This window comes from Kribbella albertanoniae (assembly GCF_004348455.1).
GTDB lineage: Bacteria > Actinomycetota > Actinomycetes > Propionibacteriales > Kribbellaceae > Kribbella > Kribbella albertanoniae.
In genome coordinates this window covers 70,177-86,136 of the sequence record NZ_SMKA01000001.1, presented here as the reverse complement: position 1 = coordinate 86,136, position 15,960 = coordinate 70,177, and the positions used below count along the sequence as shown (strand labels likewise).

The window sequence follows — 15,960 nt, the reverse complement described above, 5'->3', positions numbered from 1 at the left end:
CCCCAGTGGGCCGCGCCAGGGCAACTGTAGTTACTGAACGTGCCCAGCGCACCACAAACCGGCGAAGTCGGTTCACAAATGCACAAGCGGTGTTTGTGCTGTGCTCCCCTTCGGCTGGCTGTTCAGTCGCTGAGAATCTGGCTGATCAGCTCCCCTACCTTCGATCGTTCCTGCGGCGTGAGTACTTCCTGAAAGCCGTCGGTGCCGTGGAAATCGTCCAGATAGGCAATCAGTGCCTGCAGCAACGCGATGCATTCGAGCGCGTAGGCCGGTAGGCCTTCGTGTGTCTGGAGCTCGGTCCCTCGCACGCCCGCCTCACGCGCGGTCGTGGCGTTCCAGCCGGCTGCCGGGTTGCGACGGCGAAGCTCCAGCCCGGTCCGCGGCTCGAAGAACTCATCAGCACGAGCGGCGTTCTTGCCCAGTCCTGCGATGAACTGTGTGACTTCTGCACATTCGGCTGGCGTCAGAAACTGGTCGAAGCCGTGCGGGGCGTGGAGTTCGGCGACGTAGGCAGCGAGTGCTTCGGTGCAGTGGATGATCGCAGCCATCTCTCTGTCGGACGCAGCGTCTGCGATCGCGGCGACCTGGGCTGGGGTGTCGATGACGTCGTCGATATCCAGATCCAGGCCGGGTACTGTGCGCTGGCGTTCGGCTGATGCAGGTTGAGTCATGGCCCGCCAATCCCTCGTCGGCTGCGCTGGTCTGCGCTTGCACCTTGGCCTAGTTGCTTGGCTCGTCGTCCAGAGCCAGCAGTCAGGGAGCTTAGTGGACGCTGCTGTGGCGATCCCCGCAAGACGTGGATCGGAGAGCCGATGGGAGGGCGATGGCGCAGTATCCAGGCTTCTGTGCCGGGGTTGCTGAAAGCAAGCCGGCCAGCCGCATCTTCGATGACCACGTCTTTGCGCACCAGGGCGTCGCAGGCTGGCTCGAACTGGGCCCGATCTGCTCTTGGCAGGTGCGCACGCAGTACTGCGCGGTCGCGCGGGAGGTTCCCACCGACGCTAGCGAGGGCTTGTGCGACTGACTGTTCTGCTGGTGTCAGAATGTGCCATTTCGGTGTGTGGACTTGGCGGTCCAGCTTGGGGATGGCCCGTTCGATGCCGTGGTCTGCGGCGGCCACGGTCAGCAAGGCTGAGTTGGGCGACATTGCCTTGCAGGCCTCGTGGGCGGCTAGCTGTAGGCGTTGTGGATGTCCCTGCGAGAAGGTCAGGAGTCGCTCGTAGGCGCCCGGCTCGATAGCGATTCCGCGCGCTCCGGCCGTGTGCAGCAAGACCGCCTGGGCCTCGCTTGGTGTCAGGGGACCGAGCCGACGGGCGTTGATGACACCAGCGCGATCGGCCCGGGCGAGCCGTAGGTCGCCGGCGGGAGCGCTGGTGGCAATCACGCCGACCGGAGACCCCGCCCGTGAGCATTGCTCGAGACCGGTACAGAGCTGCCGGAGCTCGGAAGGCGACCAGTTCTCGAGGTCGTCGACCAGGATCATGGCGGGGCGGGCGGATCGGGCAGCACGCTGGCCGGCGTCTACTAGCTGCTGTGCGACGTCGCACGTGATCTTGGAGGGCCCGATCTCGACTGAGGCGCCGACACCGCGCAGCAGTCCAATCGAAAGGCTGCCGCCGTGGACGCTGCCCTTCAGACGCGCCGACCGCTCTCGAGCTCGTGCCGCGAAGCCGCGCATCCGTTGGGAGTCGACGCTGTTGCGGAAGATGTCGCTGAGGTCGTCCGAGTCGTACTTGCTGATGACCGCCAGCTGCCAGCCACCATCGGCCAGCTGCCTGTTGGCGGCGTTGAGGAGCGCTGTCTTGCCGATGCCTTGGGTGCCATGAATCAGCAAGCCGTTCGTATCACCAACCTCCCCTGCGGCGACCCGCTGAGCAAGATCCCGGATCGCATCGAATTCGGCGGCGCGCCCATGCGGCCACAGGGGTACGTCACCGGGCTTAGGTGTGAAGGGACTGCCGTAGCTCATCCCGCCTCCTGCCCATGTGACCTCGGTCTGAGTCTCGATCGTAGGTCGATGAGCCGGATCCCTGCAGAACTACCTGTGGATAACTCGCAGCGCAACAGCGAAGCAGGCCTAGCGAACGGGGAGTCCTGTTATGCGGCGTGGGGCCTGGGTCGCGTCAAGTCGACGCTCGCATCAGGCATCGTCGGGGTGTGGTTGTGTCTGGCCTCGACGGTGAGGGAGCATGGTTTCGGTCTGGGAGCACCCACCTCCGTCATGGGTTGGTGGATTCAGTGCGACTGGATCATGAATGCCCCGTCTGATGCAGGTGCGAAGCAGAGGTACTCCCTTCACTTCGCGCTTTCCAGCGGGGCATTCGCTTTCCGGGCCTCGCTCGCGTATGGCCCCGTCCCTGCCCGGCTCGAAGCCACTAACAGCGCGAGGTCCCGCGGTCGGCACCTGAACGGTGCTACGCAATTCGCACCATCGACCTGTCAATGCCGAGGGCAACAGTCTGTGGGGTCCTGATCGGACTGTCGGGGTGCGTGCTCGATCAGGCCGAGCCCAGTTCAGATTGGTAACACAAGAAAGCCCTGCCGGCCGAAGCTGGGCAGGGCTTCTCGTAACTCTCTCAGTGGGCGGTCAGCTTGCCGCTCTCTTGATCTTCCTCATCGAGGAACGCACCCACCGCATCAGTGTCCACATTCGGGGTGCTGGGCCCCCGCCATGCACCCCGCACTCGGGACAACCCAGGTCAGCAACTACAGCCTCGAACCAGGCCTCCGGGTCAAGGCTGTCGGCGATCTCATCGGGGACACCAGCGCGGTGGGTGATGTTCCAGTGCAGCTCGCCGCCGAGCGGATGCGTACAGTTCCCCGGTGATCCCTGCCAAGGGAAGCGGTTGTCCTGCCAGCTCCCGTCTCTGAATTTCGTGATGGGCGCGCCACAGTCGACACATTTGAACCAGCCCATTTCATGCCGCAGATAGTGCGTGTCCCATGTCTTCCTGCAGTGGGCGCAGGAGATTTCAGCCATTGCGTACTCCCTTCAACCGCCGTCCGGGTCATGGCCAGACGGCTACTGCCTGAGTGACAGTGGGCCAGAAGCCGGCACAGGGGCCGGCGCCTCACCCGCAGTCCTCAAACGGCGAGATGTCACAACGACGGGCTCTTGCCCTGCGCGGAAAAGAAGACCCCCGCCGACTGAGCGCCAGGCTCGATCGGCGGGGGTCGCCCGGAGTACTCGATTTGTCGGTCCAGGTCAGCGGGAATCTGCCTGGCTGCTGATCCTCACGGTCGTCGCCGCTGAGGGGTCCCCGTCCGGCCTGGGCTCTAACCAGGGCATTCGATGACCACGGTGTGGATCAGGATGTGGTTCCGGCCAAGCCGTCATCGTGCGGAGACAATGTTTCGGGGCCGGTGGTGGCATGCGGATGTGCGAGGTGGTCGGCCATGCCGTCGCGGTCGACGATCAGCACCCGCCAGGGCGCCGGGATGCCACTTTGCTGACGGGTATGGCGGTACATCTCGGCGCTGACCAGAGTCACCGCGTCGCTGGTCGCTTGGGCGGCGCTGTCGTATCCGGTCTGCAGGGTGACAGTGGCAGTGATGCCGCCTTCGTCGGCGATCAGCGTCACTTGGTCGTTCGGGTCGGCGGCTGCCCGATGCAGGATCGTCGCGGCGGTGGCCCTGGGAATTGTGTATTGCAGTTCGGCGTACTTGTGGACGAGGTTGGTCAAGCAGCGCTCCTCAGCTTGGTGTGCTCAACGGGGCCGCCGGCACCAGGCGATGGTTCGGATTTGCTCGCTACGCCTCCCCGTAGATATCGATGTGGAGGGCGTCCATGCGATGGCTGAACTCGATGTCGGTGATGTCAGCGGCCTTGTCGAAGAGCCCCTGGAACATGACCGAAATTTCCTTCTGGTCCTTGTGCAGGTTGCACTCAGGAGAGGTCTGGTTCTTCAGACAGACACAACCGTGCTTGAGCTTCATGGCTTGCCATGCAGCATCGATCTCGCCTTGAGATTCTTGACTCACGGCTTCCTCCGTGGCTCCGGTGGCTCTGTAGATCGTCCGGTGTTCGTGGCTTGGATCTGGAGACGGTGCCGCGTTAGACCGTGGTGGGCTTGATGGTGGTGATCGTTCTAGCCATCGATCGTTTCCTTGCCTGCCGGTGCGCCGTAGATCGAGGCGGCCGCGGCCGGATCATCGAGTGTCAGTTGCTTGTTGGCCCGGTGGGTGAGCTTCTGTTCGCGCGGGCTCCAGTGGTTCTCGGTGAGTAGGTACCGGTGACCGGCGACGACCAGGTAGCCGGCAGTTTCCAGTGCCGGGTGCATGGGGGTCGACACTCCTGTCACGAACAGTGGCGTTGTCCACCCGATGTCCCATACGTAGTCGCCTGGATTCAGGTCCGACACCGCGACGGGCTGGCTCATCCAGCCATCACCTCATTCCGGGGTTCGTCGATGACAGTCGATGCCATCGGACTGGGCTGTCTGGTTCTGCGGTGGTTCCGCGGCCCAGGCGCACAAGGTGGCGAGGTTGACCGCGGCGATGTCGGTCGCGACCATCACCGCGCCGGTGAACTCATCGCGAATTATGCGAGAGAAGATCACGTGCTGCTCGAGTGGTTGCTTCAGGGTGCGCTGGACCGCGCGGGGCCAGTGGCCGTGGGCAGTGAACGCGCGTCCCTCGACTCTGGCGTCGAGGTAGCTCTCGGCAGCGTGCTGCCAGTCGGTGCTGGTCAGGTGCTCGTCGGTGAACTGTGCGTACTCGGAGCGGTCGTTGATGAGCTGCATCGCGTGCTATCTCCTCTGGGGAATGCCACAGACAGACGCTGTCGATCTGTGACGCGTGATGGGCTGGGGTGAATTGGGCGACTCATCGGTGTCGGTGCCCTTGGCAAGTACGTGAAGGGCGGCAACTTGCCATCGGACCTCACGTTGGTGGCCACCGGCAGGCCTCGTCGCGGGCCTGAAGCGTCTCGGGCTACTGCTCAGCACCTGGCAGCCCAGATGGCCGGCCGGATGCAGCGGCGGTCCGGTCCGTAGTCGCGATCTGGTCCCAGGCCGCTGTATGCGCTGCGACATCGAGGCCGTCATCGGCCGGAAGTGGCTGTCTGACCTCGTTCCAGTCCGGCCAATGCGCGAGCCTGGCCTCTACTTGGGCCTGGTCGATCCTGGAATCGCCGTGGTGGCGGGCCACGCGCTCCGGCACGCCCGCGTGCTCGACGGTATGCGCGGTCAGCAACAGGCCGGCAAACTCTGGTTCGCCCAACGCGCACAGCAGGTCCGCTAGCGCTGTTGCCTCAGAACAGAGCATGCGTGGCGCGAGTCCGTCGACCATCGCATGTGTGGCCCAGGCAGCGCGGAAACCCTGCGCAGTACGCAATACCTGGCCGCGGTGCAGGAAGCGCCACGTCTTCGACAGCAGTGGTTCGGGCATGGGGCAGCACTCTCAATTCATTTCCGATGGTGGGGCCTCTTCTTGGGGCTGCGATGGATTCGGGTGTTCGCTCAGAAAAGTGACTGGTGGGCCGGGCCGGGTGCGGAGTCTCGTCCAGGCCAGGACCAGGCCACGCTGATGTGCATCGGCGCGGCATTGTCCAGAAGACGGGAACCATCTCCCGGCAGCAGCCGATGCCCGGTGTGGTTCCCGTCCGCAGGTATTTGCGTTGCTGGCCGGATGTGATCAGCCGAAGGGGAGTTCGGAGCCAATCGGCGAGCTCTGGGCCCCGACGAGGGCCTTGGCTTGTGCCGGCACAGCTGCGCGGGCCGCCTGGTTGGTCTGCTCGGCAGCGGCAACGCGTTCAGCCAGGCGGGCCTGGGTCACCTGCAGCGAATCGAGGAAAGTGACCTTCTCGACGACGACCTTCAGGTCGAAGATGTTCTCGCCGTTGCGCACGTAGGAATCCATACGCAAGGTCGTACTCAACGCGACCTTGTCTCCCTGATGAATCTTGGCGAAGGGAGTCTCCTCGAAGGTCGTCTCCTTGCGCACGAACGCCTCGACGGAGATCGCGTCCGACAGAGCTTCGCCGTGGGCATTCTTGTAGTCGCGGTCCGCGAAAACCGTGAAGACGACCTTCTGCGAGCCGTCGCTGTTGTTGAATCGGATCGGGTCACGGGCCAGACGGCCGACGAGGGTTCCGTGGTTGACCGGGTTCGACATGTTGTCTCCTTGGGTGAGTTGGCTGGATGGAGGAGCGGGCACGGCTATGGACTTGCTGATCCCATTGCCGAGACGGCTTGCCACAGGTGGCTGACTGGGCTCGTGGCATGCCTCGAATGGGCTGCGCCGTTCAGGCGACTCGTCACAATTCAGTAGTCATCTCGCCGCCCGAATCGGCCTCGCCGATCGAGTGCAGTAACGCTTTCTGGGTCGCGGATCAACCACGTCGCCTGGCCTGATGCCCTGCTCTGCTTGGGTCCCTGGCCCCGATGAGGGTCTGTCGAACACCTGGCGCAGGAAGAGGGGCTGATGGGCGCGCCAGAGCCTCCTGAAGCAGCCATTAGATCGGCCATCACAGCGTCATGCAGATCAGCTCTTCAAGCGGCTGCGAATGTCCTGCTCGAGTTCTTCGAGCTCTGAGTCGTCGGCGCCCGGACTGGCAGGCTGCTTGAGGACGGCAAAGAACGCGATCAGGTTCTGGGTCCTCAGCTCCACCTGGATCTTGTCCTGAATGCGCCGCTGCTCTTCGGCGAGCTTTACGAGTTGTTTCTGTGCTACGGCGATGTCGATCTCGGTCTCGCTCGGATCGTGTGCGGGCATGGGGCAGTCCTCCTGTGAACGCCGTAGGCATCCTCCGGCCGAGGTGTCATGCACCAGTCGACGGGATAGGCGGTTGAGTGGCGACAAGCAGACCGCCGAGGCCGAGATCAGCCAGACCAGGTGTGCTGTCCAAATGAAGCCCGGATCAACTCCGTTGATCCCTGCTCTTTGTCCTGCAGCTTCTCCCCTACTGAAGCCGCTGTGTCTCTGCAGCCCGGATGCCTTGCGGGTTCTCCTAGTAAGGAACGGGTCCGCCGTTTTCCTCGAGCATGCTGATCAGCTCGCGTGCTTCGGGAGAATGCGCAGACGCACGGCCCGCGACGAGAACGATCCGACACTGTGCTCGCCGACGACCTCGGCCAGGCCTGCGTCGATGAGGCTCTGTGCGACTCCCTCGCCTTCGGACCAGTCCTTGACGAAGACCTCGTCGTCGGCTGCTCGGGAGATGCCGTAGGCATCGAGCGAGATGCTCAGGTACTCCTCGGGCTCACCGTCGCCGGTGTCCAGTATGAGTAGCCCGGTTGCCGGGTCGTGGAGCACCGTGCCGACGAATTCGACCAGGCCTCCGGAGAAGCGGATCGGTATCTCGTTGCCGATGACGGTCAGGTTCGGATCGGAATCGGTCATTGGGGTCTCCTTGTGCGCTTGGGTGGGTCGTTCGGGGGAGCACGCGTAGCTGGTGTGCCTTCGTACTTCGTCAGTCTTCTGCAGCGATACGTGGGCCGCATGATCGTCCCAGAACGAGACGGCGGTCGGATCGACTACCAGCGGCCTTTCCCTGCCTGTCCGCTGGAGGCGGGCTGAATATCTCGTCCACGACTAGATGGCGCCCGGCACGGGACACAACACGGTTCCTGCTGCGAGGTACGGTGCAGCCTCGCCGAGGAACTGAATGTGGGTCCGCTCCGGACTGAGCCAGAACTCGTCGTCCAGGCGCGGGTCGTCCGTGTGAACGTCTGCCTCGTACTCGTGCATCACCCGACGCGCTGTCACCTCATCCTTGGCGATTGCCACCATGCTGGTGATCGGCGCGTCGCCATCTACCGCTGTGCCGTGATAGATCCGCATTGAACGGTTCCTGTCTGCGTGGAGGGGTGGACGAGGGGCGTCTGCTGCGGCTGTGCTTGCATCGCGCTCGTCGAGACGGGGCGGCGGTTTGCATGCCCTGGCCTGGGAGTCCTGCAGCGGGATGCAGGCCCAGGTGGCGGGCACCGCCTAGCGAGCAGTGCCGCTCGGAGTCGCCGTTCCGCTGCGAGTCGCGGAGGCGGTGGGAGTCGTGGTCGGCTCGACGGTGGTGGTTGCGGTTGCTGTCGGGGACGGCGTCGGTGTGCCGGTCGGCTCCGGAGTACTCTCGCGGTCAGCCACGCAGCCGTACCGGGCGCCGTATCCTTCGGGCCATACCCCGACTGTGTAATAGCCGGGATAGCTTGGATAGCTGCGGTAGTCGCGGCCGTAGTAGTTCACGATTACCGGCTGAGGTGCGAGCGGCATGTTCTTCCGGTACGGCTGCGACCAGTTTCGCCCGCCGGTGTTGTAGCCGCCCCAGGTGCTGGGCTTGGTCGACGTGCGCCAGTACAGGTTCGTTGTCGTCTCTTTGCTGCTGCCCGGTTTCGAGCCAGAGGTCCTCATCGGCCGGTCTTGCACCTTCGACGAGGTGCGCTGGGATCCCGGCCTCGGCGGGCTCGGCTTCGACGGGCTACCTGCGGTGGCGGCACAGGCCCGCTGATCGTCGCTACAGGCCACCAGTGCGCCGGCGCCGATCAGTACGACGGCGAGGATTCGTGCGATGTTACGGAAGATCACGGCTCTCCTGTCTTCGCGGCCACCACGCAGGGCAGCACAGGGATGGTGTTGCAGGTGCTCCTCATGCACGTCATCGAGAAGTCGTTGTCAGCGAGCTGGCGTGTCTCGCCGCCGGACCGATAGCCGTCACTCATTGCGCGGGGCCGGCCGCAGCGAGAATGACGATCTCGTCGGGTTCGTAGACGCAGCTTTCGTCGTCGCCGGCGCGCGTGCGCACGCTCAGTTCGGAAGCGAATGGATTGGGCTCCCGCACGGCGACTTCGACCACCTCGGCGATCGCGAGCTGAGGCAGCCCGTCGTCGTTGCAGATCGGCACGATCACCTGGTCTCCGGTGCGGCCGGTGGCGCCGAGCTTGTCGGTGAAAGTAGCGGTACTCATGACGGCGTCCCACCTCCGTTAGATCGCACAGCCGTGCTTTTGCACGTGGTCATCGCTGGGGTCGGTTTCGGACTGGCCAGGATGCCGGCGAGGTCGACCCTGCGGCCGCGCGCGATCTCGGCGGCTGACACGACGATGCGATAGCCGCCGACCGGATAGCTCGGATGGTCGGACGAGACCACAGCACAGCTCCACGCACCGCTGTTGCGCTTGCGCGGCAACGGCTCCTTGTCCACGCGATCAGGATGCGAGTCCGGCCGGTAGTCGAGGGGTACAACGACTACACGGTGCGCTTCGGTGGTGCGCGGCGGCTTCCAGGGCAGCTCGACGAGCAAGTCCTGGGGCCAGTCAGCAAGGGTGATCGGCAGCGTGGACAGGTAGTGGTTGGTTGAGCCATCGGGAGACTGGGCGAGTCGCGCCCGCTCCTGTCCCTCGGTCTCGAGGTAGCCGATGCGTTCGAGGAATGACATGGTGATCGGTGCTCCCGCTTCGGGACATGGGTGGGCGAGTACGTGGATCAGGCCTGCGCGTACTCCACTGCGTAGACAGGCACGTTGGCGCACAGGGCGTCGAAGGTTGTCGGGAATCGTGACCAGTCGGTGTTCTCGTCGATGGCGATGTCCACCCGGTCTCGGTACGCGATGACGTATGCGGCTGCCTGGCGGTCGACGTACGTGGCGCTCTCACCTTTGAACGGGATCTGGTACCAGGTTCCATCGGAGCTCACCGGAAGGTTCAGGGTGATCAGGCCGGCGTCGATTCGGTTCATGGTCTTTGTGGGCATGGCAGGTGGTCCTCAATGTCGTGTCGATGGATGAGACCTGCAGTGGTCATTGGAGGCCCTGCGCACGCTTCGTGCTGCGGGTTCCGGCACCCGGACTCAACCGGGCGCCCTGCAACCAACCAGGCTTCTTCTTCGCTGAGATCCCGGATCGACTCTGTCGATCTCACTAGCCCGAGCCCACCCACAGATCCAATGAACCATTAGATAGACATTACATGAGTATCTAAATGGCTTAGTATGATGTATTCATAAAGGACGTGGATGCTCACCGGGGAGGTTCGGCATGTCGGCAGTCGTCAACCAGGATCGCCGGGAGCGCGCGGTCGTGCGCCTCCATCCGGACGTCAAGCAGCGGGCGGAGTACTGGGCCCAGCGTCGCGGATACACGTCGGTCAACGAGTACATGGCCGAGGCTGTCGACGAGAAGATCCGGCGCGAGAACCTGGACTACGACCTGCCGACCCTTGAGATCGCCCGACTCAATCAGCTGGTCGACGAGGTCAAGGCCTTGTCGACGAACAGCGCGAACCTCGAGCGGGTTGTCACACAGGGCTTCGACTCCCTCATCGGCCTCACTCGAGGCGACAACTATCTGCTCGATGCCGAGGACGGGGAGTTGTGATCATGGGTGGCAGCAGTTTTCAGGACCTGCTCGATGACGCGAAGGCCAACGACTCCATGGAGGTCGACACATCCTTCCTCGACGAGTTCCGGCGGACCGGCGCGGGAACCCCTCCGCCGGCCGAGGGAGCCGCATACGACGAGCCGACCTTCGACGTTGCCGAACCACCGATTGAAGATGCCACTCTTGCTGGGCAGGCAGCCGGCCCCCCGGCGTCCGAGCCGGTGGCCGACAAGCCCGCCCCCGAGAGAGCGGCGCACGATGGGCTTGAGGCAGTGGGCGCGGGCAGTCCGACGAACCACGGCGGTAGCCCGCGCCGCAGCAGCTCGTCGGGCAGCGGCGGTACATCGGCACCCCTACCGGACCCACAGCAACCAGCAGCGACGTCTCCCCGATCGGATGGCACAGATACGAGTGGTCCACGGCCGGAGATCGGAGCACCTCAGGAGCTCGATGCGGTACTGGACGCCGAGGACGAGCGGAACCTCGATCAACTGGCCGAGTCCGCGATGTCAGCGCACCGCAAGACCGACCAGCAGGACGCGATCCAGGCGGCAACCGGAACAAGGGGCGGCGGCAGCGGTACTGCCGAATCCCTGCCGGAGTCAGGTTTCCGGATCATCGGCCTGGCGAGCCAGCCCATGGTGCGAAACCTGCCTCGCCCGCTCGTGGATGCGCTGCGCCTGCAGCTTCGCTCCGCGGCCATACGCGAGCGAGGTGTCAGCGACAAGGTGGCCGAGGCGTTCAGCCGGCGGCTGAGCCAGGGCGCGCTGGTGACGGCTTTCTTGCTGGCCCAGCTGGACGTGCGCATGGAGACAGACCCGGCGACGCAAGCGGCCGTCGAGCTGTTCCGCTCACAGGACCCGTTGCTCGGTTCGATTGCCGGGCGCATCGATACCCTCGAGCAACTGGAGCACCAGCACACCACCCAGCTGGAGCGTCTGCACGCGATGGCGACAGCCATTCAGCGGACCAGCGCTGTCATCGAGCAATCGGTGGCATACTCGATCGCCGATCGCACCGTGAACTTCCTGCGCGGTTCGCACAACATCCATGACGCGCCGATCACGCACCAGGACGCGATCTATATTCGCGACCGAGCCCGGGATGAGACGCGGAAACGCAGCAAGTTCGAGGACGACCGGGACGGAAGGCCGATCCGGTAAGCACGTAGCCACAGCCCGCCTCCAGCACGCCATCAGCATCCGGTGCCAGGAAGGTGCGATCGCAGTAGTCGCGACCTATCCACGTCCTCACCTCATCACTCCCCCCATTCAGATAGTCATTCAATAGACTATCTAATGACTATCAGGATAGGCTGCACGGTGTCCGCGATGGAGACATCTGAGGTGGAGTCGATATGACTGTGGGGATCCTGACCGAGAAGCCGTCGGCCGCGCGCCACTTCGCGGCAGCACTGGGAGGCAAGAGCGGCAGCTACAACGGCGAGCGGTTCGTCATCGCCCACGCGCGTGGGCACCTGTATGAGTTCGTTGACCCGCACCAGATGGTGTCCGATCCCGCTCTGGCAGGCAGGTATCACCAGTGGGACCTGGCGAATCTTCCCTGGGACCCGCGCGACCTCACCTGGGATCTGGAGCTCATCAAGGGCGCCGCCAAGGTGGCGCAGGAGGTGAAGCAGACGCTGGCCGGCTGCGACGAGATCGTGATCGCGACCGATGTGGACCCGACGGGTGAGGGCGGCATGATTGCCGTGAATGCGTTCCTTGAGCTGGGGCTGCGGCCGAAGTCGTGGTCGCGCATGTATTTCACCGACGAGGCACCGGTGTCGCTGCAGAAGGCGTTCTCGTCGCGTAAGGCGATCGCTTCGCTGCAGCACTTCGACGAGTACGCCAAGGCGATCTACCGCTCCAAGTTCGACTTCCTGTCGATGCAGTGGACCCGTTGCGCAACCAGCATCGCGCGCTCCCGCGGCCGGGACACGGTGCTGCGGCAGGGCCGGCTGAAGTCCGCGATGGTCAAGCTGGTCGGAGACCAGCTGAAGGCGTACAGCGACTACGTCAAGCAGCCGTTCTTCCAGAACCGTTTCCGCGACGAGAACGACGTCATGTACACGAACCCGAACGAGCCGCGATTCGCGCAGTTGGCTCAGGTACCGCAGCGGTACTCGGCATCGCCGGTCGTGCTCGACGCCACGGTGCCGAAGCAGACCGCGCCGCCGCGGCTGCTCGACCTCGCGGCGCTGTCGTCGATGCTGGTGGGCAAGGGTGTGAGGGCCAAACTCGTCCTCGAGACGTACCAGAAGATGTACGAGGCACAGGTGGTCAGCTACCCGCGCACCGAGGACAAAACCATCACGCCGGAGCAGTTCAACGAGCTCGCGCCACTCGCCGACAGCATCGCCGCGGTCGCCGGTGTCGACATTGCTCTATTGACGCACCGCAAGCCACGCCGAACACACGTCAAACCGCAAGGCGCGCACGGTGCGAACCGGCCGGGACCGAAGGTGCCCGCATCGCTGGACGAGGTCGCGCAACGGTTCGGCCAGACCGGCCGCCTCATCTACGAGACCCTGGCCAAGAATTACCTGGCCATGCTGGCCGAGGACTACGTCTACGAGCAGCAGAAGGGCCACGTACAGCGCTACCCGGAGTTCGTCGGGATCGCGAACGTACCCAAGAGCGCAGGCTGGAAGGCTGTGTTCGACCCGGACTCCGGTGACAATCCTGCAGACAACTCCGCTACGGCAGACCCGGTGGCGACTGAGACCAGCAAGGGACTCGGCCGCAACGCCGATCCGTTCGTCTTCGAAGGCGCGAACAAGCGCCCCGAGCACCCGAGCATGAAGTGGCTCATGAAGCAGCTCGAGAAGCGCGACGTCGGCACAGGCGCAACGCGGACCTCGACCTACAGCGAGGTGACTTCTACGAGCGTGAAGTACCCACTGCTCGTGGAGCGCGGCCGCAAGCTCACCCTCGCCGACGCGGGCCAGCTGAGCTGGCTACTGCTGCCCGGCACACGGATCGGCAGCCTGGATCTCACAGAGAAGATCTATGCCGACATGCGCGACATCGCCGCCGGATCCGCGACCGCCGAGGAACGCCTCGCCGTCGTCGCGGACTGGGTGCGCGAGGACATCGCGCAGATGGAGAAGAATGCCGCGGCAATCGAGGCAAAACTCGGACCGCAAGGCACCGCAGTCACGCACAAGGAGCGTGCGGCTGGTACCTGGGCGAAGACCGGCCAGTCAGTGACATTTGCCCGTGCGTGGGGTGGCCACCGGTTCAGCGACCAGGAAGTACAGCAGTTGCTGGCCGCCGAGACAATCGAGTTCGAGGCCAGGAGCCAGCAGGGCAAGACCTACGACGTGTTCGGCGAGCTGGCCGAACAGACGTTCAAAGGCAACAAGTTTGTCGGCTTCAGCAAGCTCGGCCTCGGCCGCCGCGACGCCAGCGGCGCTGCCCAGCCACCCAAGGAGTGGTGCTCCCACGTGTTCACACCCACCGAGCTCAAACAGCTCGCGGCCGGTGGATCGGTCGAGGCCGGCGACTTCCTCAGCAAGCAGGGCAACGCCTTCCAGTGCAAGGTCTGGTTCAAGGAAGACAAGCCCGGCGAAGGCAAGAAGATCGTCCCCGACTTCGACACCTCGCTCCCGCCGACGAGTTGGTGCCAGCACGTCTTCACCGACGACGAGCGCACCGCGCTGGCCAGCGGAACGAGCATCCACGTGAAGGGCCTGACCTCGGCCAGAGGCAGGAAGTTCGACGCGGACCTCACCTGGAAGAACGAGGACGGCAGAAAAAAGATCGTGCCGGCCTTCGCATGAACTCCGCGGCAGCAACCGAAAGGACTTCCTTGATGACCACCGTTCATCCTTCGAGGGCTGTAGCCCCTGCGCAGCTGGCATCGGCCCCTGTCCTGGGCGGACTCGTCGGGCTGATCGGCGACGCGCACGGCGACGCCGGTTTTCTGCGGGGAGCCGCGGCGATTCTGGCTCAGCGCGGGTGCACTTCGCTGGTACAGCTCGGCAACTTCGGGCTGATCTGGAGCGGCACCCGCGCCGAGTCACGCGCCCTCGACGAGCTCAACAGCACGCTGGCCAAGTTGGGGCTCCGGCTCTACGTGGTGCTCGGCAGCCTCGAGAACTACGACCTGATCGACGCTCTCCCCCGTGACGCCAACGGCGCCGTTCAGATCTTCTCCCATATCGATCTGTTGCCCCGCTCCGGCGTGGTCCTCGCAGGCAACGGCGGCCTCGCCGATCCCGTCCACGCGATCGGCTGGCTGTCGGGAGCAGCCAGCCTCGACCGCAGCCTGCGTGTGCCGGGCAGGAACTGGTGGCCCGCGGAGCTCACGACTGATGCGCAGGCGCAGGGACTGTTGTCGTCGCCGACCGGTCCTGACGTCGTGCTCGCGCATGAGGCTCTGGCCACTCCGGGGCTGCTCGCCTACCTGGGCGACGGCGCGGGCTGGGACCCGAGCGACCTGACGTACGCGCGAACAGCGCAGCGCGAACACACCGAACGCGTGCTCTCGGTGCTTGACCCGGGCAAGGAAACGCTCACCGTCAGCGGCCGCTATCACCTGCGCCACTCCGAGCGCACGATCCTTCGGCGCGGAACGGCAGACGGTGCGACTCAGCCAGTCCCCGTCCGCCAGGAAATCCTCGACCGCGAGCGGACACCTGGATGCTTCGCGGTCCTCGACCTGCGCGGTCCTGTCCCCCTCCTCGAGGCACCGTGACAGCCGAGCACTCCCCTGGCCCGATGACCCGGCAGTAAGGACAGCAACTATGGCCCGCCACTCCTACAAGATCCCAGCACCGCTGAACAGGTCCTTCCTCGACCACGAGATCTCGTTCAGCGTCGGCGGCTGGCAAGTCCCGCCGTCTCCCATGAAGCAGATCCTGTTCCTGGGCGGCGGCGTCCTCGTCACTCTGTGGGCGGCAACAACGACGTTCATCAAGTCGGCCGGACCGGCGCTCATCGTGCTGTTCGTCGTCTGGTCGCTCATCACCGTGTTCTACCTCGGCGGCCTGACCAGGACCAGAGAACTGCGCTTCATGACCGTGCCGGCACTGCTGGCGTACCTGCCGAGGAAGGCCCGGCTGGTGCTCACGCGGCGCAGTGCTGATCCAAGCGGCTTCTACTCGATCGTCGGTGTTGACGACGTGACCGAGAACGGCACGATCACCTTCTCCGATGGCAGCCTCGGCCAGGTGTACCTCGTGGTCGGTTCGGCGAGCTACCTGCTCTTCGACGAGGACCAGACCTCGATCCTGGATCGCGTCGATTCGTTCTGGCGGAAAGTGCCGACCAGTTGCGAGCACGTCTTTATCACCACGAAGGAGCCACAGCGGATCTACCACCAGGTGGCCAACCTGGAACGCCGCAATCAGGCTCTCCAGGTACGGGACCCGGATCTCCTGGAGCTGCAGAACGAGCAGTACGACATCCTCACCGGCCATGTGGGTGGCAAGTTCACCTCCATCCATCAATACGTCCTGCTCAAGGGCAAGAGCGCCGACGCGCTGCGCCAGGGACACCTGGTCCTGCAAGCCGAGGTCGAGGGTTCCTCTCTCATGATCAAGGAGGTCACGATGCTCGGCCGCGACGAGTCCCACCAGATGCTCCGGATCCTCTACCAGGGCACCACCGAAAGCCTTCTGGGCTGACCCGACAGCACTGCAACCCCTGC

At 64.5% G+C, this 15,960-nt stretch carries 20 protein-coding genes; 5 read left to right on the top strand and 15 right to left on the bottom strand.

What is annotated here, in order from left to right; genetic code table 11:
* Positions 1-122: 122 nt before the first annotated feature.
* The 15 genes from E1261_RS00375 to E1261_RS00305 form a co-directional block, all read right to left on the bottom strand.
* The gene (locus E1261_RS00375) at positions 123-671 is read right to left on the bottom strand and encodes a hypothetical protein (protein ID WP_132399876.1); all 549 of its coding nucleotides are present in this window, start codon (positions 669-671) and stop codon (positions 123-125) included.
* Positions 668-1,969, bottom strand: a complete 1,302-nt coding sequence (locus tag E1261_RS00370) for an ATP-binding protein (protein WP_132399873.1) — start codon at positions 1,967-1,969, stop codon at positions 668-670. The genes E1261_RS00375 and E1261_RS00370 overlap by 4 nt, the downstream gene beginning before the upstream one ends.
* A gap of 1,339 nt (positions 1,970-3,308) precedes the next feature.
* Positions 3,309-3,683 carry a hypothetical protein gene (locus tag E1261_RS00365; RefSeq protein WP_132399870.1) on the bottom strand — a complete coding sequence of 125 codons (375 nt, stop codon included), beginning with the start codon at positions 3,681-3,683 and terminating at the stop codon, positions 3,309-3,311.
* Between the two features lie 67 nt (positions 3,684-3,750).
* Positions 3,751-3,981 (bottom strand): hypothetical protein, encoded by a 231-nt coding sequence (locus E1261_RS00360; protein ID WP_132399867.1) that lies wholly within the window; start codon positions 3,979-3,981, stop codon positions 3,751-3,753.
* 107 nt (positions 3,982-4,088) lie between these two features.
* Positions 4,089-4,379: a hypothetical protein gene (locus E1261_RS00355; RefSeq protein ID WP_132399864.1), complete on the bottom strand. Its 291-nt coding sequence runs from the start codon at positions 4,377-4,379 to the stop codon at positions 4,089-4,091.
* A 12-nt stretch (positions 4,380-4,391) separates the two neighbouring features.
* Positions 4,392-4,742 carry a hypothetical protein gene (locus E1261_RS00350; RefSeq protein WP_132399861.1) on the bottom strand — a complete coding sequence of 117 codons (351 nt, stop codon included), beginning with the start codon at positions 4,740-4,742 and terminating at the stop codon, positions 4,392-4,394.
* A gap of 190 nt (positions 4,743-4,932) precedes the next feature.
* Positions 4,933-5,388: a hypothetical protein gene (locus tag E1261_RS00345; RefSeq protein WP_132399858.1), complete on the bottom strand. Its 456-nt coding sequence runs from the start codon at positions 5,386-5,388 to the stop codon at positions 4,933-4,935.
* A gap of 246 nt (positions 5,389-5,634) precedes the next feature.
* Positions 5,635-6,114: a single-stranded DNA-binding protein gene (locus E1261_RS00340; RefSeq protein ID WP_132399855.1), complete on the bottom strand. Its 480-nt coding sequence runs from the start codon at positions 6,112-6,114 to the stop codon at positions 5,635-5,637.
* Positions 6,115-6,483: 369 nt separating this feature from the next.
* The gene (locus E1261_RS00335; protein ID WP_020385243.1) at positions 6,484-6,714 is read right to left on the bottom strand and encodes a hypothetical protein; all 231 of its coding nucleotides are present in this window, start codon (positions 6,712-6,714) and stop codon (positions 6,484-6,486) included.
* Between the two features lie 276 nt (positions 6,715-6,990).
* Positions 6,991-7,341, bottom strand: coding sequence for a hypothetical protein (locus E1261_RS00330; RefSeq protein ID WP_132399852.1), 351 nt, complete (start codon positions 7,339-7,341; stop codon positions 6,991-6,993).
* A gap of 192 nt (positions 7,342-7,533) precedes the next feature.
* A complete protein-coding gene (locus E1261_RS00325) occupies positions 7,534-7,782 on the bottom strand; it encodes a hypothetical protein (RefSeq protein ID WP_132399849.1) in 249 nt (82 codons plus the stop codon).
* 147 nt (positions 7,783-7,929) lie between these two features.
* Entirely contained in the window at positions 7,930-8,517 is a 588-nt protein-coding gene (locus E1261_RS45830; protein WP_202874225.1) for a hypothetical protein, read from the bottom strand.
* A 130-nt stretch (positions 8,518-8,647) separates the two neighbouring features.
* Positions 8,648-8,896, bottom strand: a complete 249-nt coding sequence (locus tag E1261_RS00315) for a hypothetical protein (RefSeq protein WP_132399846.1) — start codon at positions 8,894-8,896, stop codon at positions 8,648-8,650.
* Complete coding sequence (locus E1261_RS00310; RefSeq protein WP_132399843.1) at positions 8,893-9,366, bottom strand: hypothetical protein; 474 nt, start codon at positions 9,364-9,366, stop codon at positions 8,893-8,895. The genes E1261_RS00315 and E1261_RS00310 overlap by 4 nt, the downstream gene beginning before the upstream one ends.
* Positions 9,367-9,413: 47 nt before the next feature.
* Positions 9,414-9,680, bottom strand: a complete 267-nt coding sequence (locus E1261_RS00305) for a hypothetical protein (protein WP_132399840.1) — start codon at positions 9,678-9,680, stop codon at positions 9,414-9,416.
* Positions 9,681-9,963: 283 nt separating this feature from the next.
* Here E1261_RS00305 and E1261_RS00300 point away from each other — a divergent pair, with 283 nt between their 5' ends.
* The 5 genes from E1261_RS00300 (at position 9,964) to E1261_RS00280 (ending at position 15,937) form a co-directional block, all read left to right on the top strand.
* A complete protein-coding gene (locus E1261_RS00300; protein ID WP_020385236.1) occupies positions 9,964-10,302 on the top strand; it encodes a hypothetical protein in 339 nt (112 codons plus the stop codon).
* A 2-nt stretch (positions 10,303-10,304) separates the two neighbouring features.
* On the top strand, positions 10,305-11,468 hold the full coding sequence (locus tag E1261_RS00295) for a hypothetical protein (protein WP_132399837.1): 1,164 nt from the start codon (positions 10,305-10,307) through the stop codon (positions 11,466-11,468).
* Positions 11,469-11,662: 194 nt separating this feature from the next.
* Positions 11,663-14,089 carry a DNA topoisomerase gene (locus tag E1261_RS00290; RefSeq protein ID WP_132399835.1) on the top strand — a complete coding sequence of 809 codons (2,427 nt, stop codon included), beginning with the start codon at positions 11,663-11,665 and terminating at the stop codon, positions 14,087-14,089.
* A 32-nt stretch (positions 14,090-14,121) separates the two neighbouring features.
* Positions 14,122-15,006: a hypothetical protein gene (locus E1261_RS00285; RefSeq protein ID WP_132399833.1), complete on the top strand. Its 885-nt coding sequence runs from the start codon at positions 14,122-14,124 to the stop codon at positions 15,004-15,006.
* A 49-nt stretch (positions 15,007-15,055) separates the two neighbouring features.
* Complete coding sequence (locus tag E1261_RS00280; RefSeq protein ID WP_132399831.1) at positions 15,056-15,937, top strand: hypothetical protein; 882 nt, start codon at positions 15,056-15,058, stop codon at positions 15,935-15,937.
* The last annotated feature ends 23 nt before the right edge of the window (positions 15,938-15,960 follow it).

What these genes read in the sequence shown, in the direction of transcription:
- E1261_RS00375 (WP_132399876.1), bottom strand. Translation starts at nt 671, where the DNA reads ATGACTCAACCTGCATCAGCCGAACGCCAGCGCACAGTACCCGGCCTG.
- E1261_RS00370 (WP_132399873.1), bottom strand. Translation starts at nt 1,969, where the DNA reads ATGAGCTACGGCAGTCCCTTCACACCTAAGCCCGGTGACGTACCCCTG.
- E1261_RS00355 (WP_132399864.1), bottom strand. Translation starts at nt 4,379, where the DNA reads ATGAGCCAGCCCGTCGCGGTGTCGGACCTGAATCCAGGCGACTACGTA.
- E1261_RS00350 (WP_132399861.1), bottom strand. Translation starts at nt 4,742, where the DNA reads ATGCAGCTCATCAACGACCGCTCCGAGTACGCACAGTTCACCGACGAG.
- E1261_RS00345 (WP_132399858.1), bottom strand. Translation starts at nt 5,388, where the DNA reads ATGCCCGAACCACTGCTGTCGAAGACGTGGCGCTTCCTGCACCGCGGC.
- E1261_RS00340 (WP_132399855.1), bottom strand. Translation starts at nt 6,114, where the DNA reads ATGTCGAACCCGGTCAACCACGGAACCCTCGTCGGCCGTCTGGCCCGT.
- E1261_RS00335 (WP_020385243.1), bottom strand. Translation starts at nt 6,714, where the DNA reads ATGCCCGCACACGATCCGAGCGAGACCGAGATCGACATCGCCGTAGCA.
- E1261_RS00330 (WP_132399852.1), bottom strand. Translation starts at nt 7,341, where the DNA reads ATGACCGATTCCGATCCGAACCTGACCGTCATCGGCAACGAGATACCG.
- E1261_RS00325 (WP_132399849.1), bottom strand. Translation starts at nt 7,782, where the DNA reads ATGCGGATCTATCACGGCACAGCGGTAGATGGCGACGCGCCGATCACC.
- E1261_RS00315 (WP_132399846.1), bottom strand. Translation starts at nt 8,896, where the DNA reads ATGAGTACCGCTACTTTCACCGACAAGCTCGGCGCCACCGGCCGCACC.
- E1261_RS00310 (WP_132399843.1), bottom strand. Translation starts at nt 9,366, where the DNA reads ATGTCATTCCTCGAACGCATCGGCTACCTCGAGACCGAGGGACAGGAG.
- E1261_RS00305 (WP_132399840.1), bottom strand. Translation starts at nt 9,680, where the DNA reads ATGCCCACAAAGACCATGAACCGAATCGACGCCGGCCTGATCACCCTG.
- E1261_RS00300 (WP_020385236.1), top strand. Translation starts at nt 9,964, where the DNA reads ATGTCGGCAGTCGTCAACCAGGATCGCCGGGAGCGCGCGGTCGTGCGC.
- E1261_RS00295 (WP_132399837.1), top strand. Translation starts at nt 10,305, where the DNA reads ATGGGTGGCAGCAGTTTTCAGGACCTGCTCGATGACGCGAAGGCCAAC.
- E1261_RS00290 (WP_132399835.1), top strand. Translation starts at nt 11,663, where the DNA reads ATGACTGTGGGGATCCTGACCGAGAAGCCGTCGGCCGCGCGCCACTTC.
- E1261_RS00285 (WP_132399833.1), top strand. Translation starts at nt 14,122, where the DNA reads ATGACCACCGTTCATCCTTCGAGGGCTGTAGCCCCTGCGCAGCTGGCA.
- E1261_RS00280 (WP_132399831.1), top strand. Translation starts at nt 15,056, where the DNA reads ATGGCCCGCCACTCCTACAAGATCCCAGCACCGCTGAACAGGTCCTTC.